The sequence below is a fragment of the Clostridium sp. UBA7339 genome (assembly GCF_002470865.1).
GTDB classification, from domain to species: domain Bacteria; phylum Bacillota; class Clostridia; order Clostridiales; family Clostridiaceae; genus Clostridium_J; species Clostridium_J sulfidigenes.
On sequence record NZ_DKPI01000014.1, the window covers coordinates 613024 to 634708 of the forward strand.

Genomic DNA, 21685 nt, shown 5'->3' on the forward strand with positions numbered 1-21685 from the left:
CCTCCTTAATGAAATTTTGTCTTAGGTACTATAATATCTTTTAACACATTAAAAATCAGAAAAATAAAATAGTAAAAAATCGCCAGAAATAAAATAAATGTAGTAAAGGCTATTCCACCTTCATATGGTGGAATCAAATCTGTTGTATAAAAAAGTATCATATAAAATCCCATTCCTCTAAAGTAAAATAATCTTTCTACTATAATAAGACTTGAAAACATTATACCCATAACTGTTGGAAATCCAGATAACACTCCATAGATTATGCTTTTCATCATGTGGTTTTTTATAATTTGAACCCTAGAACATCCCTTTCCCCTAGCTGCCAGTATATATGGCTTTTCAAAATTTTCTTCTATTGTAGTAGCTGTTATCCTTGCAATATATGCTGCTGGAAGTATTGATATTGATATTATAGGGTAAATTGCATTTACAAATCCTTCATCTCCCAATGCTGGCAGTGGCCCTAAACCCAATAATGAAATTCCGTTGTTATATAAGTATATAGCACCCATCTGTACAAGTACTATTGTTAATATATCTGGGATTGAAAGAGGTATTAGAGATTGCAGTAATTTTATTGTTCCACTCCTCTCCCTCTTTCTACTATCTATAATTCCTTTAGGAATTCCAATAACAACTGCTAAAAGCGTTCCAAAAAATAATATAAATAAGCTTTTAGTTGCTGTTTTAAGTAATAGTTGTCCTATAGTTTCTCCCTGAACCTTAATATTAAATTCTTCACCTCGCAAAAATATTTTAAAGTTATTTCTTATGTTTTCGATAACTCCATCCATATTCATATTAGGTGTGTGTTTTCCATTGTATGAAACTATATCAAAATCTAATGGTATTCCTGTTACAGCTATAACAAGAAATACAATTACAAGGAGTATTAATATATTCATAAGAACTTTTTTAGTTACCACCTTTAATATTTCAGCTTTCATTTTTACTCCTCCCATCTTCATATAAATGGCAAGAAACTAACCTTCCATTATCAAGTTCTATAAGTTCTGGCTCAACAGTTTCACATTTAGCCACTCTTTTAGGACATCTATTGTGGAATGCACATCCTGATGGTATATTCATTGCACTAGGTATTTCACCTTGAAGCTTTATTCTATCAATGCTTCTGCTAGGCTCTGGTACTGGTGAAGCAGACATTAATGCTTCAGTATATGGGTGCTTTGGAGAGTCAAATATATCATCTACACTACCTTTTTCTACTATTTTTCCAAGATACATCACTGCTACTTTGTTACTAACGTGCCTTATTACACTTAGATCATGGGATATAAATAAATATGATAAACCAAACTCTTCTTGAAGATCCATAATAAGATTGAGTATCTGTGATTGAACAGATACATCTAAAGCTGATACAGATTCATCACATACTACAAACTTAGGTCTTGTTGCCAAAGCTTTGGCTATTGCAATTCTTTGTCTCTGACCTCCACTAAATTCATGAGGTAACTTATTAGCATCCTGTGCTGATAATCCTACCATTTCAAGTAATCTTAACACCTCTTTTTTGTATTCTAATGGCTTAACTATATTGTGTATTTGAAGTGGTTGAATCAAAATATCTTCAATAGTCATTTTATAATCTAATGCAGAATAGGGATTTTGAAAAACTATTTGTAAATTCTTTCTTAGCTTTCGGAATTCTTTGTTGCTAATGGTACTAATATCTCTTCCTTCTAAGAATATCTTTCCGTCACTTGGTTCTAAGAGTCTTAACATCAATCTCCCTATGGTTGATTTACCACTTCCTGACTCTCCAACAAGACCCAAAGTCTCTCCCTTTTCTATTTTAAAGTTAACACCATTTACTGCATGTACAACCCCTTTATTCACACCAAAAATTTTGTCTTTTATTAAAAATTGTTTAGTTAGATTTATTACTTCTATCATGGTTTTTCTCCTTTTCAAAGGTTTCTTACTAATCCATCATATAAGAATTCATTGTCATGGTATCTAATATAATTTGTCCAATATCTTTCATTTTTTTATAATTTACATTTTCTAAGATGTCAATACTACTATTAACTCCCTCTGTGGAAGAATTCCCTATTGCCACACTTGAAAGTGCATTTAAGCTCAAATTATTCATAGCTTTTGTAGTTGTATAATCATTATGAAATCTTTGGTATTTCACATCCATTTGTTTAAGTCGCTTTTCCATTCCCAGCCCCATAAGATAATTACTTTTCTCTCTTATCTGAGCTTTAGCAGTAATAATATTTAAATTTTCATCCTTACTATAACCTGGATAGCTTATATCAAAATAATAGTACTTATGTGATATTGCCATATTTACAGGTATATTTCTTGTTATATTGTAATCATAGGAACCATCAACATTTGAGTACTTCATAAAATCATATTCATTGTCCCAGAATATAAATTGAATTGATTTTTCCAATGGTTCCTTTGCAATAGACAACATCCTTGCTACCTCCAGCGATATTGCAGTAGGAGTTGCTGTCATTGCATGTGTACTTTGAGTTTCATTTATATGAACACCATCATAGCTTGCTCCTATTAATATTAATTCGCCTGGATCTTCATATGTTTTGTCTTTTCCAGGTAAAAACGCAGTAATATTTCGTCCATTATATTTAGGCATCTCTGGATAATCAAGGTCTATTTCAACTTCTCTGTAACCAGCTTCTAACTCCAACCTTAAATTATCAAAGGGAACAATAATAGTAGATTCAGAAAGGTATACGTTGGTGTTTGTATTGTAGCCTTCTGATAATATAAACTGTATATCACTAACTGCTTTATTATTAGGATTATTAGTAGTATTCTGAGATTCATTTCCTAGACCATTGAAATTTCTCTCAATTGAAAAAAACTCTGTACCCTCTGGTATATTAATTATATTTTCAGGTTCTGCAGCAACTCCTTTATAATGCAATTCTTCTTCTGGAGTATCATTAAATATATTTTTACTTACAGATATAATTGTAAAGTCTTGATTAAGATAGTAAGTCTTATTCTCACCCTTGTCATCTTTAAGCTTTATACACCCTGATTCAATTACCACAGGAGTCAAAGTTTTAGGCTTTTGTGCAAAACTTTCATTTTTTATTTTATCTGTAGTTTCTATTAATGATATATCTAGGGTATTCACCTGATATCCATAGGATTTTAAAGTATCAATTATATATTCTCCAGCTAAATATCCACCTTCAGTTCCAGCTACCCTACCTCCATATTTGTCCTTTGTAAGTTCTTCAAGATGTAATTTTGCTTGATCTATGTCAAATTCATAAAGGCTTGGATGCCAAGGGATTATCGCCCATGTAATAATTCCTATTATAATTAAACTCTTGATAATTACAGGTTTGTAGTATTTCTTAATGTCCTTAATTTGAGATATAAACATTTTTGGTGATATTAGATAACCAATTTTTCTAATAGAACTAATCACTCTAGAATCTCTCTTTTGAAATTCTATTTTTAATCCTTCTCCTGTAAGGTTTATCCCAATGATTGCAATACTAAAAACCAATATAGGATAAAGGGTCATCCAATATGTTGCTTGGTATTTTTCAACATTTTCTGCAATTCTAGAAAGGCTACCTCCCCATTCAGGTTCTAAATTCATTGCATAATTTGCCTTAAAAGCTAGTTCATTGATAGATCTTGTTACTCCAACAAAAATTTCAAGAACTGCTAACTGAGCAATTAAAAACAACGCCATACCCATTTCTTTAAAAAATAAGCTTATACTAGTTGGTAATATGTGAGGTAAAACATTTTGACGTGCTATTTGCAGTTTTGTCTTCCCTATAGCTATCTCACCTTCAATAAAATCTTCTTCCATAACCATCCTAGTTGAATCTTCAATTATTCCAGCCAACTTTGCCCATCCCACAATGGTAAGTACTATTGCAAAAGCAAAAATTGATTTATCCATTTGTAGATTTCTGAAATATCCAATGTTCAAAATTACAAAGCTAAATAAAAGCATAGGTATAGCAGTAAAAAATGTATTAAATATTTTTATTATATTTGAAATAAACTTTATACCCATTGCTGCAGCTAATCCAAGGGGAAGAGCTAAAATCATTCTAAATATACCTATAAGTAGTGCTAACTTTAATGTATTTCTTGTTCCATATACAAGCCTTGAATATACATCCCTTCCAGCATCATCTGTTCCAAAAATATTATCCTTATTAGGCGGCATTGGGTTGTAAGCAAACTTTTTCACCCACTCACCTTCCTCTTTGTACTCTATATACTTAGGTGCTTCTTCAAAAAGAGGATCCTTTGATGTGAAAAATTCTGGGTAAAAGGCCACAATTGCTAGAAATATTACAATTATACTTCCAAGAAGTAGTGGAAAATTTATCTTTTTCATTTTATAGGTACTTCCCTTCAAATAATATTTTACTCATAAGTATATTTTTATTATATATGTAAATTAATAGTTATATACTTGTCTATTATTTTATCTAATCGTAAAGGTTTCATCAATGAATTTCAAATGCCATATTTCAACATTAATCGTAAAACCCCAATATTTTTTCAACATAAAAAACCAGCAAAGATTATTATTTTTAATCTTAACTGGTTTATACATGGATTCTTGTATAACTTTCTTTAGCATTATTGTGATATTCTAATATATAACTTCTAATTTCTAATCACATTCAAATTCAATATTAAAATTTATTTTTATTCTCTATCATTTTAAAATTATTATATACACAACTATACACCTGTAATGCTATTTAAATAACATTCCTGTTATAAAGCTAAATGAACTTTTTAAAAAAGAAACTCCACTGATAAAATACTGGATATAAAGACTTGTAATTCTTATACCTAATTAATAATTATCAGTGTAGGTACTCAATATAAATTATACACAAATATAAATAATCATAACATACTTTTTAAACACCGTACTATTCAATTTTCAAAGATAATTTTATCTAACGTACTTCCTAAATCGTAAATCTGTATATTATCTTTTCAACTACATAAACTATTGTTGAAAGGTGGTCATTATATGAAAAAATTTACTGTTATGCTATTAATCTTGATAACTCTAATGTTTGGTGCATCTGCTTCTACTCCTGCATTTGCCCAAAATCTATTCAAAGAAGGCTCATATAAATTATCAGACTTCGTTCCTGCAAAAAACAATTCTTACTTCGTTCAGAATATTTCATCAAAAGGTAATTGTTACTTCGCAGTTATGGGTGAAAATGATACCTTATTACAAGTTATATACCTAACTCCAAAATCGTCAAGATATAATCTAATTCCTCTTAAATCAGAATATAAAATTTTTATAGTTGGAGATGGTGAAATATTCATTAAAGGTGTTGATTAATATATATTTTTCTATTTAATCTTAAATTAGTAATAAATAAAATATATATTATTGATATGTATTCCCTTTACAAATACTATAAAATTTTTATTTTACATTATTTTTTGACTACATAAACTATTATCGAAAGGTGGCTATTATATGAAAAAATTTACTACCACATTAGTAATTTTGATTACATTAATACTTAGTACTTCTATTGTAGCTCTTGCATCTGACAACACTACTTATAAAGAAGGTATTTACACATTATCAGACTTTGCTCCTACAAAAGATAATCTTTATACTATCCAAAACATTTCATCAAAGGATAATTCTTACTTAATAGTTATGGATGAAAATCTTACTTCACTGCAATTTCTACGTTTAGAGCCTAAATCTCCAATACATGATTTAATTCCTCTTACTCCCAAATATAGAATTGTTATATTTGGTGCTGGAGAAGTACTTATAAAACCAGCAAAATAAAATATACATTTACTATTTCATTGTCATATGAGAATACCGCCTTACAGCAGTGCTCTCATATGACCTTATTCTTGATCTTAATTTATATTTTCATATAATAAATAGTTATATATTAAACTATTTATATATGTTAATAGAAAACTATATAACTAGTTAAATAGTTGTTGTGGTCTCAAGGGTTTCAGATATTTTGTTATTTTGAAAGAAGTAAAAGTAGTCAATGATATTCTATAACTAAAAGGATTAAAGATGATACTGTTGATATCTTAGAATCTGTTCTAAAAACAAAAACTTCCGACATATAAAAAACATATCGGAAGAATGTCTGAAGTTTAAACTATTCCATCTTGTTTAACTCTTATAAATTGCCCTATTGCTTAATTAGATTGACTACACATTCTACATGATGTCCTTGAGGGAACATGTCTACTGGTTGCAGCTCTACAGCCTTATAGCCTAATCCTTCAAAAACTTTCAAATCTCTTGCTAATGTTGCAGGATCACATGATACATAAACAATCCTTTTAGGTCTTACTTCTGCTATGGCATGTAGAAGTGATTCCTCACAGCCCTTTCTTGGAGGGTCTAGCATAATTACATCTGGGTGTATTCCACCTTCAATTAGTTTTGGAATTTCTTCTTCTGATTTTCCTACTATAAATTCCACATTTTTTACATTATTAATTATTTTGTTTTCATTAGCATTTTCTATAGCTTCTGGTATTATTTCAATTCCATATACCATTTTAGCTTTTTTAGATAAGAACAGTGATATAGTCCCTGTGCCACAATATGCATCAAATACAATCTCGTTTCCTGTAAGACTTGCATATTCTAATGCTTTTTTATATAGAATTTCTGTTTGTACAGGATTTACTTGAAAGAAAGATAATGGTGATATATTAAATCTAAATTCACCTATATAATCTGATATTGTATCTGTTCCCCATAGAGTAATAGATTTGTTACCTAAAATCACATTTGTTTTATCCTTATTTACATTTTGAATTATAGATTTAAGATTTAAAATTTCTTCTCTAAGAGATTTTATAAGTGGTTTTATATTAGGTAACTTTTCTCCATTAGTAACTATTACAACCATTACCTCCTTAGTCTTAAACCCCTCTCTAATCATTATATGTCTAACTACACCACTATGATTTTTTTCATCATAAGGAGTTACTTTATTCTCTTTCATCCATTCCTTAAGGATCTTAACAACTTTATCACCTATTTTACTTTGTATATAACAGTGATCCATATTGATTATTTCATGAGATCTTGGTGCATAAAATCCTACTACTATATTTCCATCATTATTTCCAACTGGTAACTGAACCTTATTTCTATAGTTATATGGGAAATCCATACCCATAGTATTATGTACCTTTAATCCTTCTATCTTTCCTACTCTTTCCATAACATCCTTTACTCTTTGAGTTTTAAAGTTAAGTTGTTCTTCATAGGATATATGTTGAAGATTACAGCCTCCACATCTCTTATAAATTGGGCATATGGGTTCTGTCCTATATTTAGATGAGAGAATTACATCTAATAGTTTACCTATTCCATAGGTTTTACTTACTTTTATAAGCTTTATCTTTACTGTTTCACCCTTTATGGCTCCTTTAACAAACACAGTAAAGTTATTTATTTTACCTACCCCTTCTCCTTCATGTCCATATCCTTCTATCTTAATTATATAATCCTTATTCTTCGCAATTTCTATATCTGCATGATTATTATTTAATTCTAAAATAAGATTTTCTATCTCTGCTTCTCTTTCTTCACTTTCCCTATCCTCTTTTAGAAATCTTTCTTTTTCTAATGAAGCTTTCACTCTTTCTCTCTCTTCTTTTTCAGCTTCTTCTATAACTTTAACCTTACTTATCTCTTTACGTATTTTCATAAAACCACCCTTTATTAGCTTCTAATTAATTTTAATTTTATCAGAAAACTAGTCAATTAACCATAATAAGTAGTCATAATATAAAATTAAAGTAAGGGCAACTTTAGATTATTAATAAAATTAACTAAAGTTACCCTTACTATAGTGAATTAAATCTTAAAAGTTTCACAGTCTGTTCTATTACTACTTATTGCACCTACCCCATTAATGTGTACAAAGTTTGCAACGCAATCCTTATTGATATTATACCTACAGTTTATTGCATCACATATTATTCTTGGTCCTATACCTCCAGCGAAGTTATTAAAGCTTTGTTTTACTTCTCCTCCAATATTCATATTATATACATTTGAAAGAGAATTTTTTATTCCCATTTCTGTGAAGCTTCCACACTGAGTATACTCACTAGAGTGAGCATTTGCTCCTTGTACATGGATAGTATTAGCGGTGCACATTCCAGAGTTGTTGTGTGTACAATTAGTTGCATTACATGCTAAATTTCCACTCATTCATAGCACTCCTATTCTTAATTATTTTCTTAAGTCATTAGATAATACTATTATGTGGAAAAATATTTTTTTTATGCACGGGGTAGGTCTAAAATTATAGCTACTTCTTAATGCTAATATATCTAAATTAAAACTCTCGAAAAAATTAAAGACACCCTTAACGGGTGTCAATAATGAATCAGTTGCCAAAAATGTTATATTTTAAGTCTTATCCATTGGATTATTAATTATACATTAAATTTCAGATAATTTCAATATTTTTTATAAAATTTACATAAATACCATAATTATCTTAATTTTAAAATAATTCCTTGGATGAAACTACTTAATATTAGCTTTGCCGCTATATACCATTCCTACTTTTGAGTCCATAGTTATAAAACATCCAGATTTTATAATTGAAGATGCGTTTTGTGCGTTATATATAATAGGAATGTTTCTTGATGCACATTCTAGTAATACACTAGAACTCATCTCATCGCTTTCTACTATTATTCCACCAACTTCATTAAGCACATCTGAAAAATCTCTACTTAATTTATCTACTATAATAATTTGCTTTTCATCTAAAGAATTAAAAAACTTCTTAGAATTATTTACATGCATTACTGTTCCAAAGGCTGTACCAGAATTACTTCCTTTACCTTGTAAAAGTACATCTCCTATAATATGAACCTTCATCATATTTGTACTACCTATGTAGTTCATCGGTATTCCTGCAACAATTACTACAAGATCACCCTTCTTTACATAATTAGCTGCTAATGCAATTTCTGAAGTCTTATCTATTAATTCATCTGTATCTTTTAATTTTGGAGTTATTACAGGGAACACACCCCAATTTAGTGCTAAACTTCTTGCAACCCTTTCATAAGGAGTACAAGCTATTACTTCACATTCCGGTCTATATTTAGATATTTGTCTTGCTGTTTGACCACTTTGAGTCGCTGTAATTATTGCTGATGCATTTAACTCCATTGCTGTTGTACATGTAGCTACACTTATAGCATTAGGCACATTAGCAACATGTAACTTTCTTCTTTTCTTGAGACTTTCCTCGTAGTTTATATATTCCTCTGCCTTCATAGCTATTTGAGACATAGTTTTTACAACTTCTACTGGATATTTACCACTAGCAGTCTCTCCACTTAGCATTATAGCATCAGTTCCATCAAAGATCGCATTAGCTACATCTGAAGCTTCTGCTCTAGTAGGTCTTGGATTTCTAATCATAGAATCTAACATTTGAGTTGCAGTAATTACGGGCTTTCCAGCTTCATTACATTTTTGTATAATCATCTTCTGAACTACTGGTACCTCTTCAGTAGGAATTTCCACTCCTAAATCCCCTCTTGCTACCATAATTCCATCAGAATATCTTATAATTTCATCAATATTATCTACGCCTTCTCTATTTTCAATCTTTGAAAATACTTGAATATAATCTCCACCATTCTTATCAAGAAGATGTCTTATATCTAGAACATCTGTACCTTTTCTTATAAAAGATGCAGCTACTATATCTACTTCACTTTCTATACCAAACATTAAATCTGCTATATCTTTCTCTGTTAATGCTGGAAGATTTAATTTAACTCCTGGCACATTCATTCCCTTGTGATTTCCTATAACTCCTGTATTTTCAACATGAGTTTTTATTTCTTTACCTTCTATAGATAATACTTTTAATGCCACTAATCCATCATTTATTAAAAGTATGTTTCCTGGTTTTACATCTTTATATAGGTTTTTATAAGTAATAGAACATTTAGTTTCATCTCCTATAATATCCTCTCCACAATGAACTATAAAAGTTGTTCCTTCTTTAAGTTCTACAGTTCCATTTTCAAAGTTTCCAGTTCTAATCTCTGGCCCCTTTGTGTCAAGTAATATAGCAATATGCTTTTCTAATTCAGCTCTTGCTTCCTTAACCATATCTATTCTTCTCTTATGTTCTTCATGACTTCCATGAGAAAAATTTAATCTGGCAGCATTCATACCATTTTCAATTAACTTTTTTATAATTTCCTTTTCATCAGTAGTAGGTCCCATTGTACAAACAATTTTAGTTTTCTTCATAGTTATCCTCCTTTATATTACATAGACTTAAATTTTTTTGCCTAGATAACTTTATCAATGTATAAAATTATATTAAAAAATTTGTAACTCTACAATATCTATAACCCATTAATTCGACAAATCTACACTTAATTTATATAACTCTTCATTAAAACATGATTTTAAATCTAAAGCTTCTTTTATATCTATATCTATAATTTTATTTGCCTTTATACCAATAAGTCTTGCTGTCTTTCCTTCTAACAACACTTTTACCGCTTTACTACCCATTCTTGAAGCTAAAATTCTATCAAAAGCACTTGGACTTCCGCCTCTTTGTATATATCCAAGCACAGTTGCCCTAGTCTCTATACCCGTTATTTTCTCTATGCTTTTAGCTAATTTCTGTGCTCCACCTACACCTTCAGCTAAGATTATAATATTATGAAGCTTACCATTACGTTTTCCTTTGAAAATATTCTCACATATATCTTCAATAGTGAATTTTTTTTCTGGAACTATTACCTGTTCAGCCCCACCAGCAATACCTGAAAATAAAGCTAAATCCCCACAGTTTCTTCCCATAACTTCAATTACACTCACTCTTTCATGGGAGCTAGATGTATCTCTAATTTTATTTATGGCATCAATAGCTGTATTTAAAGCTGTATCAAAACCAACGGTATAATCTGTATAAGGTAAATCATTATCTATAGTACCTGGTATTCCAACTGTTGGTATACCTAAATCACTTAATTCCTTAGCTCCTCTAAAGGATCCATCTCCACCAATGACTATAATTCCATCTATTTTAAGGACTTTAATAACATTAAGTGCCTTCTGTCTCCCTTCAGGTGTTCTAAACTCTTCACTTCTAGCAGTCCTTAGGATAGTACCACCTCTTTGAATTATATCAGAAACAGAGTGTCTATCCATCTCAAATATTTCCCCATTAATAAGCCCATTAAATCCCCTATGTACTCCAAATACCTGGACTTCATTTTCAATTCCAATCCTAACTACAGCTCTTATTGCTGCATTCATTGCTGGTGAATCTCCACCGCTAGTCAATACTGCAATTTTTTTCACTATATTACCCCCTAGCTTTATTGTGGTTATTATTTATTTAAATCTCTACTTACTTAACTTAAGTTTAATGTTTAGAGTTACTCCTTGCAACCTATTATTGGATGCATTTGAGTAAATATCTATAAATTTGCTATTGTAAATGTTGTCAACTTTTAATAAAGTCTCTTATAATTTATTCTTCCCATTTTATCCTTTATAATTAATAAATTTTAATAAAATTTATATACAAAATTAAGAAGAGCTACTTCTGCAATTAAACTTATCTTTACCAACAATTCAATTTACAATCTAATATCAATAAGTTTTTTATATCTTCATGCAAATTAAAGTTAAATCTAAGTAAAATTTGAGCTAACTCTTCTCATATTATCTTTTAATTATCTTTTTACTAATGGAAAAGCAATTACATCTCTTATAGATGATGAGTTTGTTAAAAACATCATCATTCTATCTATTCCTATTCCAAGACCTCCAGCTGGTGGCATAGCTACATCTATAGCTACTGCAAATTCTTCATCCATTGGGCTAGCAGTTTCAAGTCCTGCTCTTAATTTTGCTGCTTGCTCATGAAGTAAAATTCTTTGTCTTAATGGATTATTAAGTTCTGAATATGCATTTCCAAGTTCTACTCCAAAGGCATAAGGTTCAAATCTTTCTATTAACTCTGGATTTTCTCTATGAACTTTACATAGTGGAGACGAATCTAATGGAAAATCTATTACAAAGGTTGGCTCTATTAATTTATCCTCGCAATAAGCCTCAAATAATGTAAGTATTAAGTCTCCTTTATTTGCTTCTTCAATATTAAATCCGTCCCTTTGCTCCTCTTCTAATAATTCTTTTTCTATAATTAGATGTACTATTTCTTCCTTAGTTAACCTTTCCACATCTATTCCTGTATCTTTAAGAACTAGATTGCACATAGTTTCTCTCTTCCAAGGGGCTTTAAAGTCAATTTCAACACCGTCATACACAGCCTTAGTTGTTCCTTTAATTTTAGTAAATACGTTCTCATATAAATCTTCCATAATTCTCATCATATCATTATAGTCAGCATAAGCCATGTAACATTCAAACAATGTAAATTCTGGATAGTGAGTTCTATCTATTCCTTCATTTCTAAAGGAACGTCCCATACTAAAAACTCTATCAATGCCTCCAACCATCAATCTTTTTAAGTATAACTCTGGAGATACATTCATAAATACTTCACAGTCTAATGCATTTACATTAGTTATAAATGGTTTAGCTTCTCCTCCGCCATATTTTGTATCTAAAATAGGGGTTTCCATTTCCATAAACCCTTTAGAATTCATAAACTCTCTTATGGCATACATAGCCTTAGCTCTATTTACAAATCTATCTCTTACATCTTCATTCATTATCATATCTAGAGATCTATGTCTTTGTCTTAAATCCATATCTTGAATTCCGTGATATTTTTCTGGAAGCGGTCTTATAGATTTTGAAAGTACGGTAACATTCAGGGCTTTAATAGTTATTTCCTCCGTTTTTGTTTTAAATGCGAATCCTTCTACACCAATTATGTCTCCTACATCAAGAAGTTTAATAACTCCATAGGCATCTTCACCAAGATCATTTTTACTTATATACACTTGAATATTTCCATTCTGATCCCTTAAATTTAAAAATGTTACTTTACCCATTCTTCTTAAAAGCATTATTCTTCCTGATAAAATAAATCTCTCTTCACTATCTATTTTATCAAAGTTTTTTGTTATATAGTTCGAAGTAGTGTTTGGCTCAAAAGTATAGGGATAAGGATTGATTCCTCTGCTTAAAAGTTCATTTAATTTTTTTATTCTCTCTACGTTAAATTCATTGGCATCTTGCATTATTTCTTGTAAGTTATTTAATTCTACATAATCATTGTACATATATAATAGTACCACCTTTCAATTTTGCTTTTTAATTTCTCATAACTTATATGAATCTAAATAACACCTCATTATAGTTTTCTAGTAGACTCAGTTACGTTACTTTCGTCCATTATTATATTTTTGCAAAATAAAAACTCTCACCTCCAAGACAATAGTCTTGGGGACGAGAGTTTGGTAAGTTCAACTTCGTGGTACCACCCCAGTTTATTAATATGTCACCATATTAACCTTTTCAAGTACGGCTTTACAATAAAATATATTAAGCTTATACCCTAGCTCTATAACGGGAGCACCCGTTACACCATCTCTCTTCCTAAAGGAAACTTCTTTCTTTTTTAAGAAGCAACCTCACTTAAAGATAAACTCTAGTGAAGTAAAGATCCTGTGTAAAACTCCGAGGCTTTTTTCACCAAACTGTTTTTTGCTTTCTCTCACCATCTAAAGCTCTCTGTAAAAAAATTGAGTTTGATTACTCTTCTCTTCATAGTTTTATTGAGTATATTTTAATATACTCAAAATACAATGTCAAGAATTTTTAAAAAATTTATATTATCAATCGAGTATGAGATAGATATTTATTATTTAGCATTCTTGCTAAAATAGGATTGTTGGAAATTATTCATTTCTTAAGATCTTAAGATTATCATATTTAGTCTTAATTTTCTTCCATTGTTACCAATAGCATAGGGGTAGCCTTCGTCTTATCCATTCATCTAAATAAATAATTCTAAATTATCTGCAGAAGAAAACCCTCGATATTTCTATCGAGGGTTTCATGGTGAAGGTGATAATTACAATTAAAGTAACATCATAATTTGTTTTAGGTAAATATCCCTTAAACAACATGTTTATTATAACTATTTCATTGATTTTATAACACCTTCAACAATTGTATCCATATCTGTCAAATTTCCTTCATTCATAGAAGATACAAGTGTAACTTTATCTTCTAGAACTGTCATTTCTCTCATTTTATCTAGGAACTCACTCATCAAAGTTCCAGACTTACATGCCCATGAGCCATTTTCAATTATTGCAAAAGTTCTCTTTTGAAGGTTAAGAGCCTTCATATCCATAAGATAACTATGCATAGGTGGGTAAATACCAAGGTTATAGGTTACAGAAGCTAAAACTACGTGGCTAACTCTAAAGGTTTCTGAAATCAGTTCAGATACATGAGTGCTTGAAACGTCATACATAACTACATTTTTCATTCCCTTTTCTACAAATTTAGTAGCTAAGGCAGTAGCTGCAGCTTCGGTATTACCATACATTGAAGCATAAACTATCATTACTGCTTTTTCTTCTGGTTCATATCTACTCCATTTATCATACTTATCAATAAGATATCCAAGATCTGTACGCCAAACTGGACCATGTAGTGGGCAAATCATTTTAATATCTAGTCCACTTGCCTTTTTTAACAATGCTTGAACATGTGGTCCATACTTTCCAACAATATTTGTATAATATCTTCTAGCGTCATCAATCCAATCACGGTCAAAGTCAACCTCATCATTAAATAGCTTACCATCTAATGCTCCAAAAGATCCAAAAGCATCAGCTGAAAAAAGAACACCATTTGTAGTATCAAATGTAACCATAGCTTCTGGCCAATGTACCATTGGTGCAGCTACAAAAGTTATCTCATGCTTTCCAAAAGATTTTACGTCTCCCTCTACAACTTCCTCCATTCTACCATCAATTTTGAATCCAAATTGTCTCATTAGGAGAAAAGATTTCTCTGTACTTATAATCTTAACATCAGGATAACGCAATATTATTTCTTCAATAGCAGCCCCATGATCCGGTTCCATATGATTTATTACTAAATAATCTAATGGCCTACCATTTAAAACAGCTTGTATATTTTCTAAAAACTGTCTACAAATTGACCAATCTACAGTATCAAATAGCACAGTTTTTTCATCTAATAGTAGATATGAATTATATGAAACTCCTCTTGGAATTGGATGAACGTTTTCAAAAAGAGCTAGACGCCTATCATTTCCACCTACCCAATAAAGGTCTTCAGTTACCTTTCTAACACAAAACATAAATTACTCCTCCTTTTTATTGTAAAAAACTTAAAATTTCTGCTATAGAATTAGACCTCTATAAAACTATCTTTTTCTTCACCGCAATCTGGGCAAATCCATTCTTCTGGAAGAGCTTCAAATAGAGTTTCTGGTGATATCTCATTTTCTATATCGCCTATGGCTGGATCATATTCATAGCCACATCCATTACAAACATATCTCTTCCAATTAGGAACAACCTTTTTAGGAACATACTTTTTCATTTTCTTCATAGGAGGTGCTTCCTTTTTTGGTTCTCCGTTATCCAAAGCATCTGTTAATAATGGCATTATTTCTAGTAAGTCTCCAACAATACCATAGTCTGCATTCTTAAATATTGGAGCATTAGGATTATTATTAATAGCAACTATGGTAGTAGCATCCTTTATACCCTTTAAATGTTGACCAGCACCTGATATACCACATGCTATGTAGAGATTTCCATTAAATTTTTGACCTGACATTCCAACATAACGATTTAGCGGTAAGTATTTTAAGGTTTCAGCTACAGGACGAGATGATCCAATTGCTGCACCAACTTGAATAGCTAAAGCTTTAGCAAGCTCCATATTTTTTTCTTCTCCAATTCCCTTACCTACACTGACAACACGCTCTGCCTTAGATATTGGAGTATTTATATCAATACCAACAGTAAAATCATAGCCATCTGCTTTCAATGCTTCTACAAGCTTAGCAACTCTTTCCTCTGCTGTTCCATCTTTCATAATCATTTTCTTACGAGCACCAGTGACTCCACCAGCTGAACCTTTTTTAGCTCTATTCTCATTTTTAGGCATCTTTCCAATTATATGAGATGCAATTACCATTCTTTGAATTTCATTTGTTCCTTCATAAATAGTACAAATTTTCGCATCACGATATGCTCTTTCTACATCCATTCCTTTAAGGTAACCAGTTCCTCCAAAGATTTGTAATGCATCATTTACAACTTCTAAGCATATATCAGACGCATATTGTTTAGCCATAGCAGCTTCCATAGAATAAGGCTCATGATTTTCCTTAAGTTCAGCAGCACTATATACTAGAAACCTAGCCGCCCTTAGCTTAGTTGCCATATCAGCTAATTTAAATGAAATTACCTGTTGTTGACATATAGGCTTTCCAAATTGTATTCTTTCTTTTGAATATTCTAAAGCATTTTCATAAGCTCCTTGAGCTATACCTAAAGCTTGAGCTGCAATCCCTATACGACCGCCATCTAATGTTCCCATAGCTATTTTAAAGCCTTGTCCTTCTTCACCTAATAAGTTTTCTTTAGGTACTTTAACATTATTAAATACTAATTCAGCAGTTGCAGAAGAGCGAATTCCCATCTTGTCGTAATGATCACCAAATGTAAATCCTTCCCATCCTTTTTCAACTATAAAGGCACTTATACCTTTAACTCCTATACCTGGAGTAGTTACAGCAAATACAACATAAGTATCTGCCTTATCTGCATTAGTTATAAAAATCTTTCCACCATTTAAAATATAATAATCTCCTTCTAGTTCAGCAGTAGTTTCAGTTCCACCAGCATCACTACCAGCGTTTGTCTCAGTTAAACCAAAAGCACCAATCTTTTCCCCTTTTGCTAGCGGAATCATGTATTTTTGCTTTTGTTCTTCAGTTCCATATGCAAAAATTGGATATGTTCCTAAAGAAACATGAGCTGATAAAATTACACCTGTACCACCATCTACTCTAGAAAGTTCTTCAACAGCAATGGCATAACTAAGTATATCTAGACCTAATCCACCATATTTTTTAAGATACGGAGTACCCAATACCCCCATTTTACCTAACTTTTCTATAGCCTCAGTTGGAAACTTACTTTCTTGATCCAACATAAATGCTTGTGGCTTTACCTCTGTCTCTGCAAATTCTCTGATTTTTACACGAAAAGTTTCGTGTTTTTCTGTAGTCTTAAAAAACATAAATTTACCTCCTTTAATTTAGTGTTTTATTTTAATTTTTACAAATTTTATTAATAGAACTTATAAAAATTTATAATCTTTAATTTAGAAAGTACAATATACTTACAATACAAGTTGAAACTAAAATTGTTTATATGACTTTCTAATAATTAAATTAATTATGTAATTCAATTTATTTGTTAATAATTATTATTATAAAACTTATAATTTCTATTGTCAAATTTTTATGCAAATTTATTATAATTACCTTAATTAATACTATTTTCTACTACATAAAAATATATCTAAAATATCCTATTCTTCGGTCTTTTTCAAAATATTTATGACTATTTTGATACTATGACCTCTGCTGGCTTCTGACAGTTCAGCCATACATCACTGTATAGATTGTTACTTCTAAATACATATCCATAACGTATCTGTCAGCTCTCCCCAGGTAAGACCGTAATCTTTCACTCCATATATCTGCTACATTTACACTGTCTGTTTCGAATAGTTTCTGGCTTTAGTTTGTATAGCAACCTTACCCACAGACATATGCCTTATATGTAGTTTCTGTTCGTCAGACCAGAGTTTCTCCGCCGACTTTCTTCAGGTTCCACGTCACCATGGACACCTTTGTCTTAAACTATGCACTTGTCACTATCAATCCATGCTTAGGATTTTCGCCTATTAAATTACACCAATGCGAGCACAATATAAAAAGCACCAAGATAATTTCTTGGTGCTTGAATTAATTTATTTTATTATGATAGTGGACTTTACTCTTCTAAAACTTTAACATTATCATCTCCAAAAATTTCTCTCAGTTTAGATGTAGTTTCATAATCATTATTAAGCCAACTATTTTTATTTATAAGATATCTTTTCTTCGTATTAGCAGCAAATAAGTAAGTTGGTGCTGAACCAAATTCACCCATAAAATTGTCTCTTATAAGCTTCATTGCACTATTTAGCTTGCTATCATCTTCAACCCTTATATATATCTTATCCGTACTCACTTTAACTAATGGCGATATTTTCTCACATAATATTTTAGGTTGTTCTTCCTCTTCCAGTGCTATACGTCCTTCCACAGTGACTATTTCATCTTCCTCAATAAATTCTCTGCAAGCTGAAAATGTCTTTGGAAATATGACTAGTTCTATGGTTCCAAATAAGTCCTCTAAGGTCGCAAAGGCCATAGCCTGATTATTTCTTGTAATTTTTTTAGAAATGGATGTTAAAAGTCCACCTAAAATTACTTTTTGTTTATCCTTTACCTTTGAAACTCTCTCGCTAATAAGTCCTTCTACACCTATACTTCCATCTTCTAGGGTATCTGCTAAAACTAAGTCTGATATCTTGTGAGTGGTTACATGTTTTAAAGTCTTCTCATAATCATCTAGTGGATGGCCTGATAAATATATTCCTGTCATTTCTTTTTCCATAGCTAATAAATACTTTTTATTAAATTCCTGAATTTCTGGATAAACTATCTTAAAGGCACTATCTTCATCATCAGCTCCTTGAAATAGACTGATTTGTCCTGGGACATTTCTCTTTCTTTCATTGTTTATTCCATCTAAAATTTTCTCAAATACAGCTATTAATTTAGATCTGTATACTCCTAAACTATCAAAGGCTCCAACTTTTATAAGACTCTCTACAGCTCTCTTATTTACTGCTCCAGAATCAATCTTGTTACAAAAATCGCTAAAGCTCTTAAATTTTCCTTTTTCCTCACGTCTTTCCACTATTGATTCTATAACATTTACTCCAACATTTTTTATAGCTGAAAGACCAAATCTTATAGTATTACCTTGTACTGTAAATTTACTAAAGCTTTCATTTATATCTGGTGGAAGTACTTTTATTCCTATTTCTCCTGCAAACCTAATGTAGTATGCTACCTTTTCATTGTTTCCCATTATACTATTAAGCATGGCAGCTATAAATTCTGCTGGGTAATAATACATTAAATATGCTGTTTGATATCCAACTACTGCATAAGCTGCAGCGTGACTTTTATTAAAAGCATAGGATGCAAAATCCATCATCTGATCAAATATCTTATTAGCTGCTTCTTCTGTAATTCCATTTCGAATACATCCAGGTACTACAATCTTGCCTTCTTCATCTACTATTCCATGAACAAAGTTTTTTCTCTCTTCTTCCATGACCTTATGTTTCTTCTTCGACATGGCACGTCTCACAAGGTCACTTCTCCCCAGGGAATATCCTCCAAGATCTCTAACTATTTGCATTACTTGTTCCTGATACACCATTACCCCATATGTCACATCCAGTATTACTTCTAATTGTGGAGTTACATACTCTACTTTGTCTGGATTTCTTTTTCCTTCAATGTATTTTGGAATTTCTGCCATTGGACCTGGTCTATAAAGACTTATTCCTGCTATGATATCCTCAAAGCAGTCTGGTTTTAGATCTCTCATGAAGGAAGTCATTCCTGCAGATTCTAACTGGAATACACCTACTGTTTTTCCTTCTCCAATCATCTGATAAACCTTTGAATCTCCAAAGTCTATATGATCTATATCTATTTTTACACCTTGATTTTCCCATATATTCTTAATAGCTTCATCCATTACTGTAAGGGTTCTTAATCCTAGGAAATCCATCTTTAAAAGTCCTAATTCCTCTAATGTACCCATGGTAAACTGAGTTACTATCATACCTTCATTCTTTTGTAATGGAACATATTCTACTAAAGGATGGGATGCTATAACTACTCCAGCAGCATGGGTAGATGAGTGTCTTGGTAACCCTTCTAAATCTCTAGCTACATCTATAAGTTCACGTACTCTCTCATCTACATCATAAAGTTCTTGTAGCTCACTATTCATCTCCAATGATTTATCTATAGTTATATTTAATACTGAAGGGATCATCTTTGCAATTTTATCTACCTCAGCATAGGAATAATTCATTGCTCTTCCTACATCCCTGATACATGCCCTTGGTGCCATTGTTCCAAAGGTAATTATCTGTGATACATTATTTTCTCCATACTTATCAACTACGTAATCAATTACCCTTTGACGCCCTTCATAGCAAAAGTCTGAGTCAATATCAGGCATACTTACTCTTTCTGGATTAAGAAATCTCTCAAAAAGCAAAGCATACTTTATTGGATCTATTTTGGTTATTCCCAAGGTATAAGCAACTATAGCTCCTGCTGCTGAACCTCTTCCCGGTCCTGTCGGAATTCCATTTTCATTAGCATATTTTATAAAATCCCAAACAATTAGAAAATAATCAACATATCCCATTTTCTTGATTATTCCTAACTCATAATCTAATCTATCGCACAGAAGTTTTCCTTCTTCATTTTCTTCTCTTATTTTATTTACTTTTTCTTCATCCAATACTCCATTTAAAGCTGAGAATACTTCATATCTTTCAATAAGTCCCTTATAGCAATTTCCTCTAAGATATTCAAAGGGATCTACCCCCTCAGGCAAAGGGAATTTAGGTAACTTAGATTCATGAAATTTATAATCGAAATCACACCTTTCTGCTATCTTTAGCGTGTTTTCCATAGCCTCTGGTATATAAGAAAAAGTCTCATACATTTCTTCAGGTGACTTAAGATAAAATTGATTTGAAGGATATCTCATCCTAGTTTTATCTTCTACGGTCTTACCTGTTTGAATACAAAGTAATACATCGTGTGATTTACTATCTTCTTCATTTATATAGTGAGTATCATTAGTACATACTAATGGAATATCACATTCCTTAGACAACTCTAATAACATTTCATTCACTTGCAACTGCTGGGAAATTCCATGGTATTGTAATTCTAAATAAAAATCATCTTTAAATATTTCCTTATATTTTAAAGCAACTTCCTTGGCCTTTTCTTTATTATCTCTAAGTAAATTTTTTTGAACCTCACCACCTAAGCAAGCACTAGTAGCAATTAATCCTTCACAATTTTCCTTTAAAAATTCATAGTCTACTCTTGGTTTATAATAAAACCCCTCTATAGAAGCAGTAGATACTATTTTCATTAGGTTTTCATAACCTACCTTATTTTTAACTAACAAAACTAAGTGATAGGTATCATTGTCCTTTTGAGGTTCTTTAATGTACATTGATTTTCCTGCCACATATATTTCACATCCAATTATAGGTTTTATCCCATTTTCTATAGCTTCTTTATAAAAATCTACTGCACCGTACATAGTTCCATGATCAGTAATAGCAATAGCTTTCATACCTAATTCCTTAGTTCTTTTAATAAGTTTAGATATTTTCCCTGAACCATCTAAGAGACTATACTCTGTATGCACATGCAGATGTACAAAATCCTTCATATTTTCACCCCCTGCATCCTTTGTAACAATACTAATTTCTTTTAAAATA

At 31.1% G+C, this 21685-nt stretch carries 13 protein-coding genes and 1 other annotated feature; of the genes, 2 read left to right on the forward strand and 11 right to left on the reverse strand.

All coding sequences use genetic code 11. The features are described 5' to 3' along the window. Positions 1-5: 5 nt before the first annotated feature. From B2S02_RS17165 to B2S02_RS17175, 3 genes are read right to left on the reverse strand one after another with little or no spacing between them, the layout of a single operon-like run. Complete coding sequence (locus B2S02_RS17165) at positions 6-950, reverse strand: ABC transporter permease subunit (protein WP_346847656.1); 945 nt, start codon at positions 948-950, stop codon at positions 6-8. After that, positions 940-1920: an oligopeptide/dipeptide ABC transporter ATP-binding protein gene (locus B2S02_RS17170; RefSeq protein WP_346847657.1), complete on the reverse strand. Its 981-nt coding sequence runs from the start codon at positions 1918-1920 to the stop codon at positions 940-942. Before B2S02_RS17170 ends, B2S02_RS17165 begins: the two co-directional genes overlap by 11 nt. A gap of 28 nt (positions 1921-1948) precedes the next feature. Next, positions 1949-4381, reverse strand: a complete 2433-nt coding sequence (locus tag B2S02_RS17175; protein WP_346921078.1) for an ABC transporter permease subunit — start codon at positions 4379-4381, stop codon at positions 1949-1951. 654 nt (positions 4382-5035) lie between these two features. On the opposite strand from B2S02_RS17175, the gene B2S02_RS17180 reads away from it, so the two are divergent. Then, positions 5036-5362 carry a hypothetical protein gene (locus tag B2S02_RS17180; protein ID WP_346876632.1) on the forward strand — a complete coding sequence of 109 codons (327 nt, stop codon included), beginning with the start codon at positions 5036-5038 and terminating at the stop codon, positions 5360-5362. Between the two features lie 141 nt (positions 5363-5503). Continuing rightward, a complete protein-coding gene (locus tag B2S02_RS17185; protein ID WP_346921079.1) occupies positions 5504-5830 on the forward strand; it encodes a hypothetical protein in 327 nt (108 codons plus the stop codon). 370 nt (positions 5831-6200) lie between these two features. Here B2S02_RS17185 and rlmD read toward each other — a convergent pair whose 3' ends face one another. The 8 genes from rlmD to B2S02_RS17225 form a co-directional block, all read right to left on the reverse strand. Further along, positions 6201-7739, reverse strand: coding sequence for a 23S rRNA (uracil(1939)-C(5))-methyltransferase RlmD (rlmD, locus tag B2S02_RS17190; protein WP_346876634.1), 1539 nt, complete (start codon positions 7737-7739; stop codon positions 6201-6203). 149 nt (positions 7740-7888) lie between these two features. After that, the gene (locus tag B2S02_RS17195; protein WP_346847660.1) at positions 7889-8248 is read right to left on the reverse strand and encodes a DUF1540 domain-containing protein; all 360 of its coding nucleotides are present in this window, start codon (positions 8246-8248) and stop codon (positions 7889-7891) included. Between the two features lie 321 nt (positions 8249-8569). Next, the gene (gene pyk / locus B2S02_RS17200; RefSeq protein ID WP_346876635.1) at positions 8570-10327 is read right to left on the reverse strand and encodes a pyruvate kinase; all 1758 of its coding nucleotides are present in this window, start codon (positions 10325-10327) and stop codon (positions 8570-8572) included. A 108-nt stretch (positions 10328-10435) separates the two neighbouring features. Next, a complete protein-coding gene (pfkA, locus tag B2S02_RS17205; RefSeq protein ID WP_346876636.1) occupies positions 10436-11395 on the reverse strand; it encodes a 6-phosphofructokinase in 960 nt (319 codons plus the stop codon). 377 nt (positions 11396-11772) lie between these two features. Continuing rightward, entirely contained in the window at positions 11773-13293 is a 1521-nt protein-coding gene (gene lysS / locus B2S02_RS17210; RefSeq protein ID WP_346876637.1) for a lysine--tRNA ligase, read from the reverse strand. 159 nt (positions 13294-13452) lie between these two features. Continuing rightward, positions 13453-13790: a binding site (T-box leader), on the reverse strand. 363 nt (positions 13791-14153) lie between these two features. After that, positions 14154-15353: an FprA family A-type flavoprotein gene (locus B2S02_RS17215; RefSeq protein WP_346921080.1), complete on the reverse strand. Its 1200-nt coding sequence runs from the start codon at positions 15351-15353 to the stop codon at positions 14154-14156. A gap of 50 nt (positions 15354-15403) precedes the next feature. After that, on the reverse strand, positions 15404-17311 hold the full coding sequence (locus B2S02_RS17220; protein ID WP_346876639.1) for an acyl-CoA dehydrogenase family protein: 1908 nt from the start codon (positions 17309-17311) through the stop codon (positions 15404-15406). A gap of 761 nt (positions 17312-18072) precedes the next feature. Further along, the gene (locus B2S02_RS17225; protein WP_346876640.1) at positions 18073-21636 is read right to left on the reverse strand and encodes a DNA polymerase III subunit alpha; all 3564 of its coding nucleotides are present in this window, start codon (positions 21634-21636) and stop codon (positions 18073-18075) included. Positions 21637-21685: the final 49 nt, after the last annotated feature.

Excerpts from the sequence above, each read along its gene's own strand:
- B2S02_RS17165 (WP_346847656.1), bottom strand. The coding sequence starts at position 950 with ATGAAAGCTGAAATATTAAAGGTGGTAACTAAAAAAGTTCTTATGAAT.
- B2S02_RS17170 (WP_346847657.1), bottom strand. The coding sequence starts at position 1,920 with ATGATAGAAGTAATAAATCTAACTAAACAATTTTTAATAAAAGACAAA.
- B2S02_RS17175 (WP_346921078.1), bottom strand. The coding sequence starts at position 4,381 with ATGAAAAAGATAAATTTTCCACTACTTCTTGGAAGTATAATTGTAATA.
- B2S02_RS17180 (WP_346876632.1), top strand. The coding sequence starts at position 5,036 with ATGAAAAAATTTACTGTTATGCTATTAATCTTGATAACTCTAATGTTT.
- B2S02_RS17185 (WP_346921079.1), top strand. The coding sequence starts at position 5,504 with ATGAAAAAATTTACTACCACATTAGTAATTTTGATTACATTAATACTT.
- rlmD (WP_346876634.1), bottom strand. The coding sequence starts at position 7,739 with ATGAAAATACGTAAAGAGATAAGTAAGGTTAAAGTTATAGAAGAAGCT.
- B2S02_RS17195 (WP_346847660.1), bottom strand. The coding sequence starts at position 8,248 with ATGAGTGGAAATTTAGCATGTAATGCAACTAATTGTACACACAACAAC.
- pyk (WP_346876635.1), bottom strand. The coding sequence starts at position 10,327 with ATGAAGAAAACTAAAATTGTTTGTACAATGGGACCTACTACTGATGAA.
- lysS (WP_346876637.1), bottom strand. The coding sequence starts at position 13,293 with ATGTACAATGATTATGTAGAATTAAATAACTTACAAGAAATAATGCAA.
- B2S02_RS17215 (WP_346921080.1), bottom strand. The coding sequence starts at position 15,353 with ATGTTTTGTGTTAGAAAGGTAACTGAAGACCTTTATTGGGTAGGTGGA.
- B2S02_RS17220 (WP_346876639.1), bottom strand. The coding sequence starts at position 17,311 with ATGTTTTTTAAGACTACAGAAAAACACGAAACTTTTCGTGTAAAAATC.
- B2S02_RS17225 (WP_346876640.1), bottom strand. The coding sequence starts at position 21,636 with ATGAAGGATTTTGTACATCTGCATGTGCATACAGAGTATAGTCTCTTA.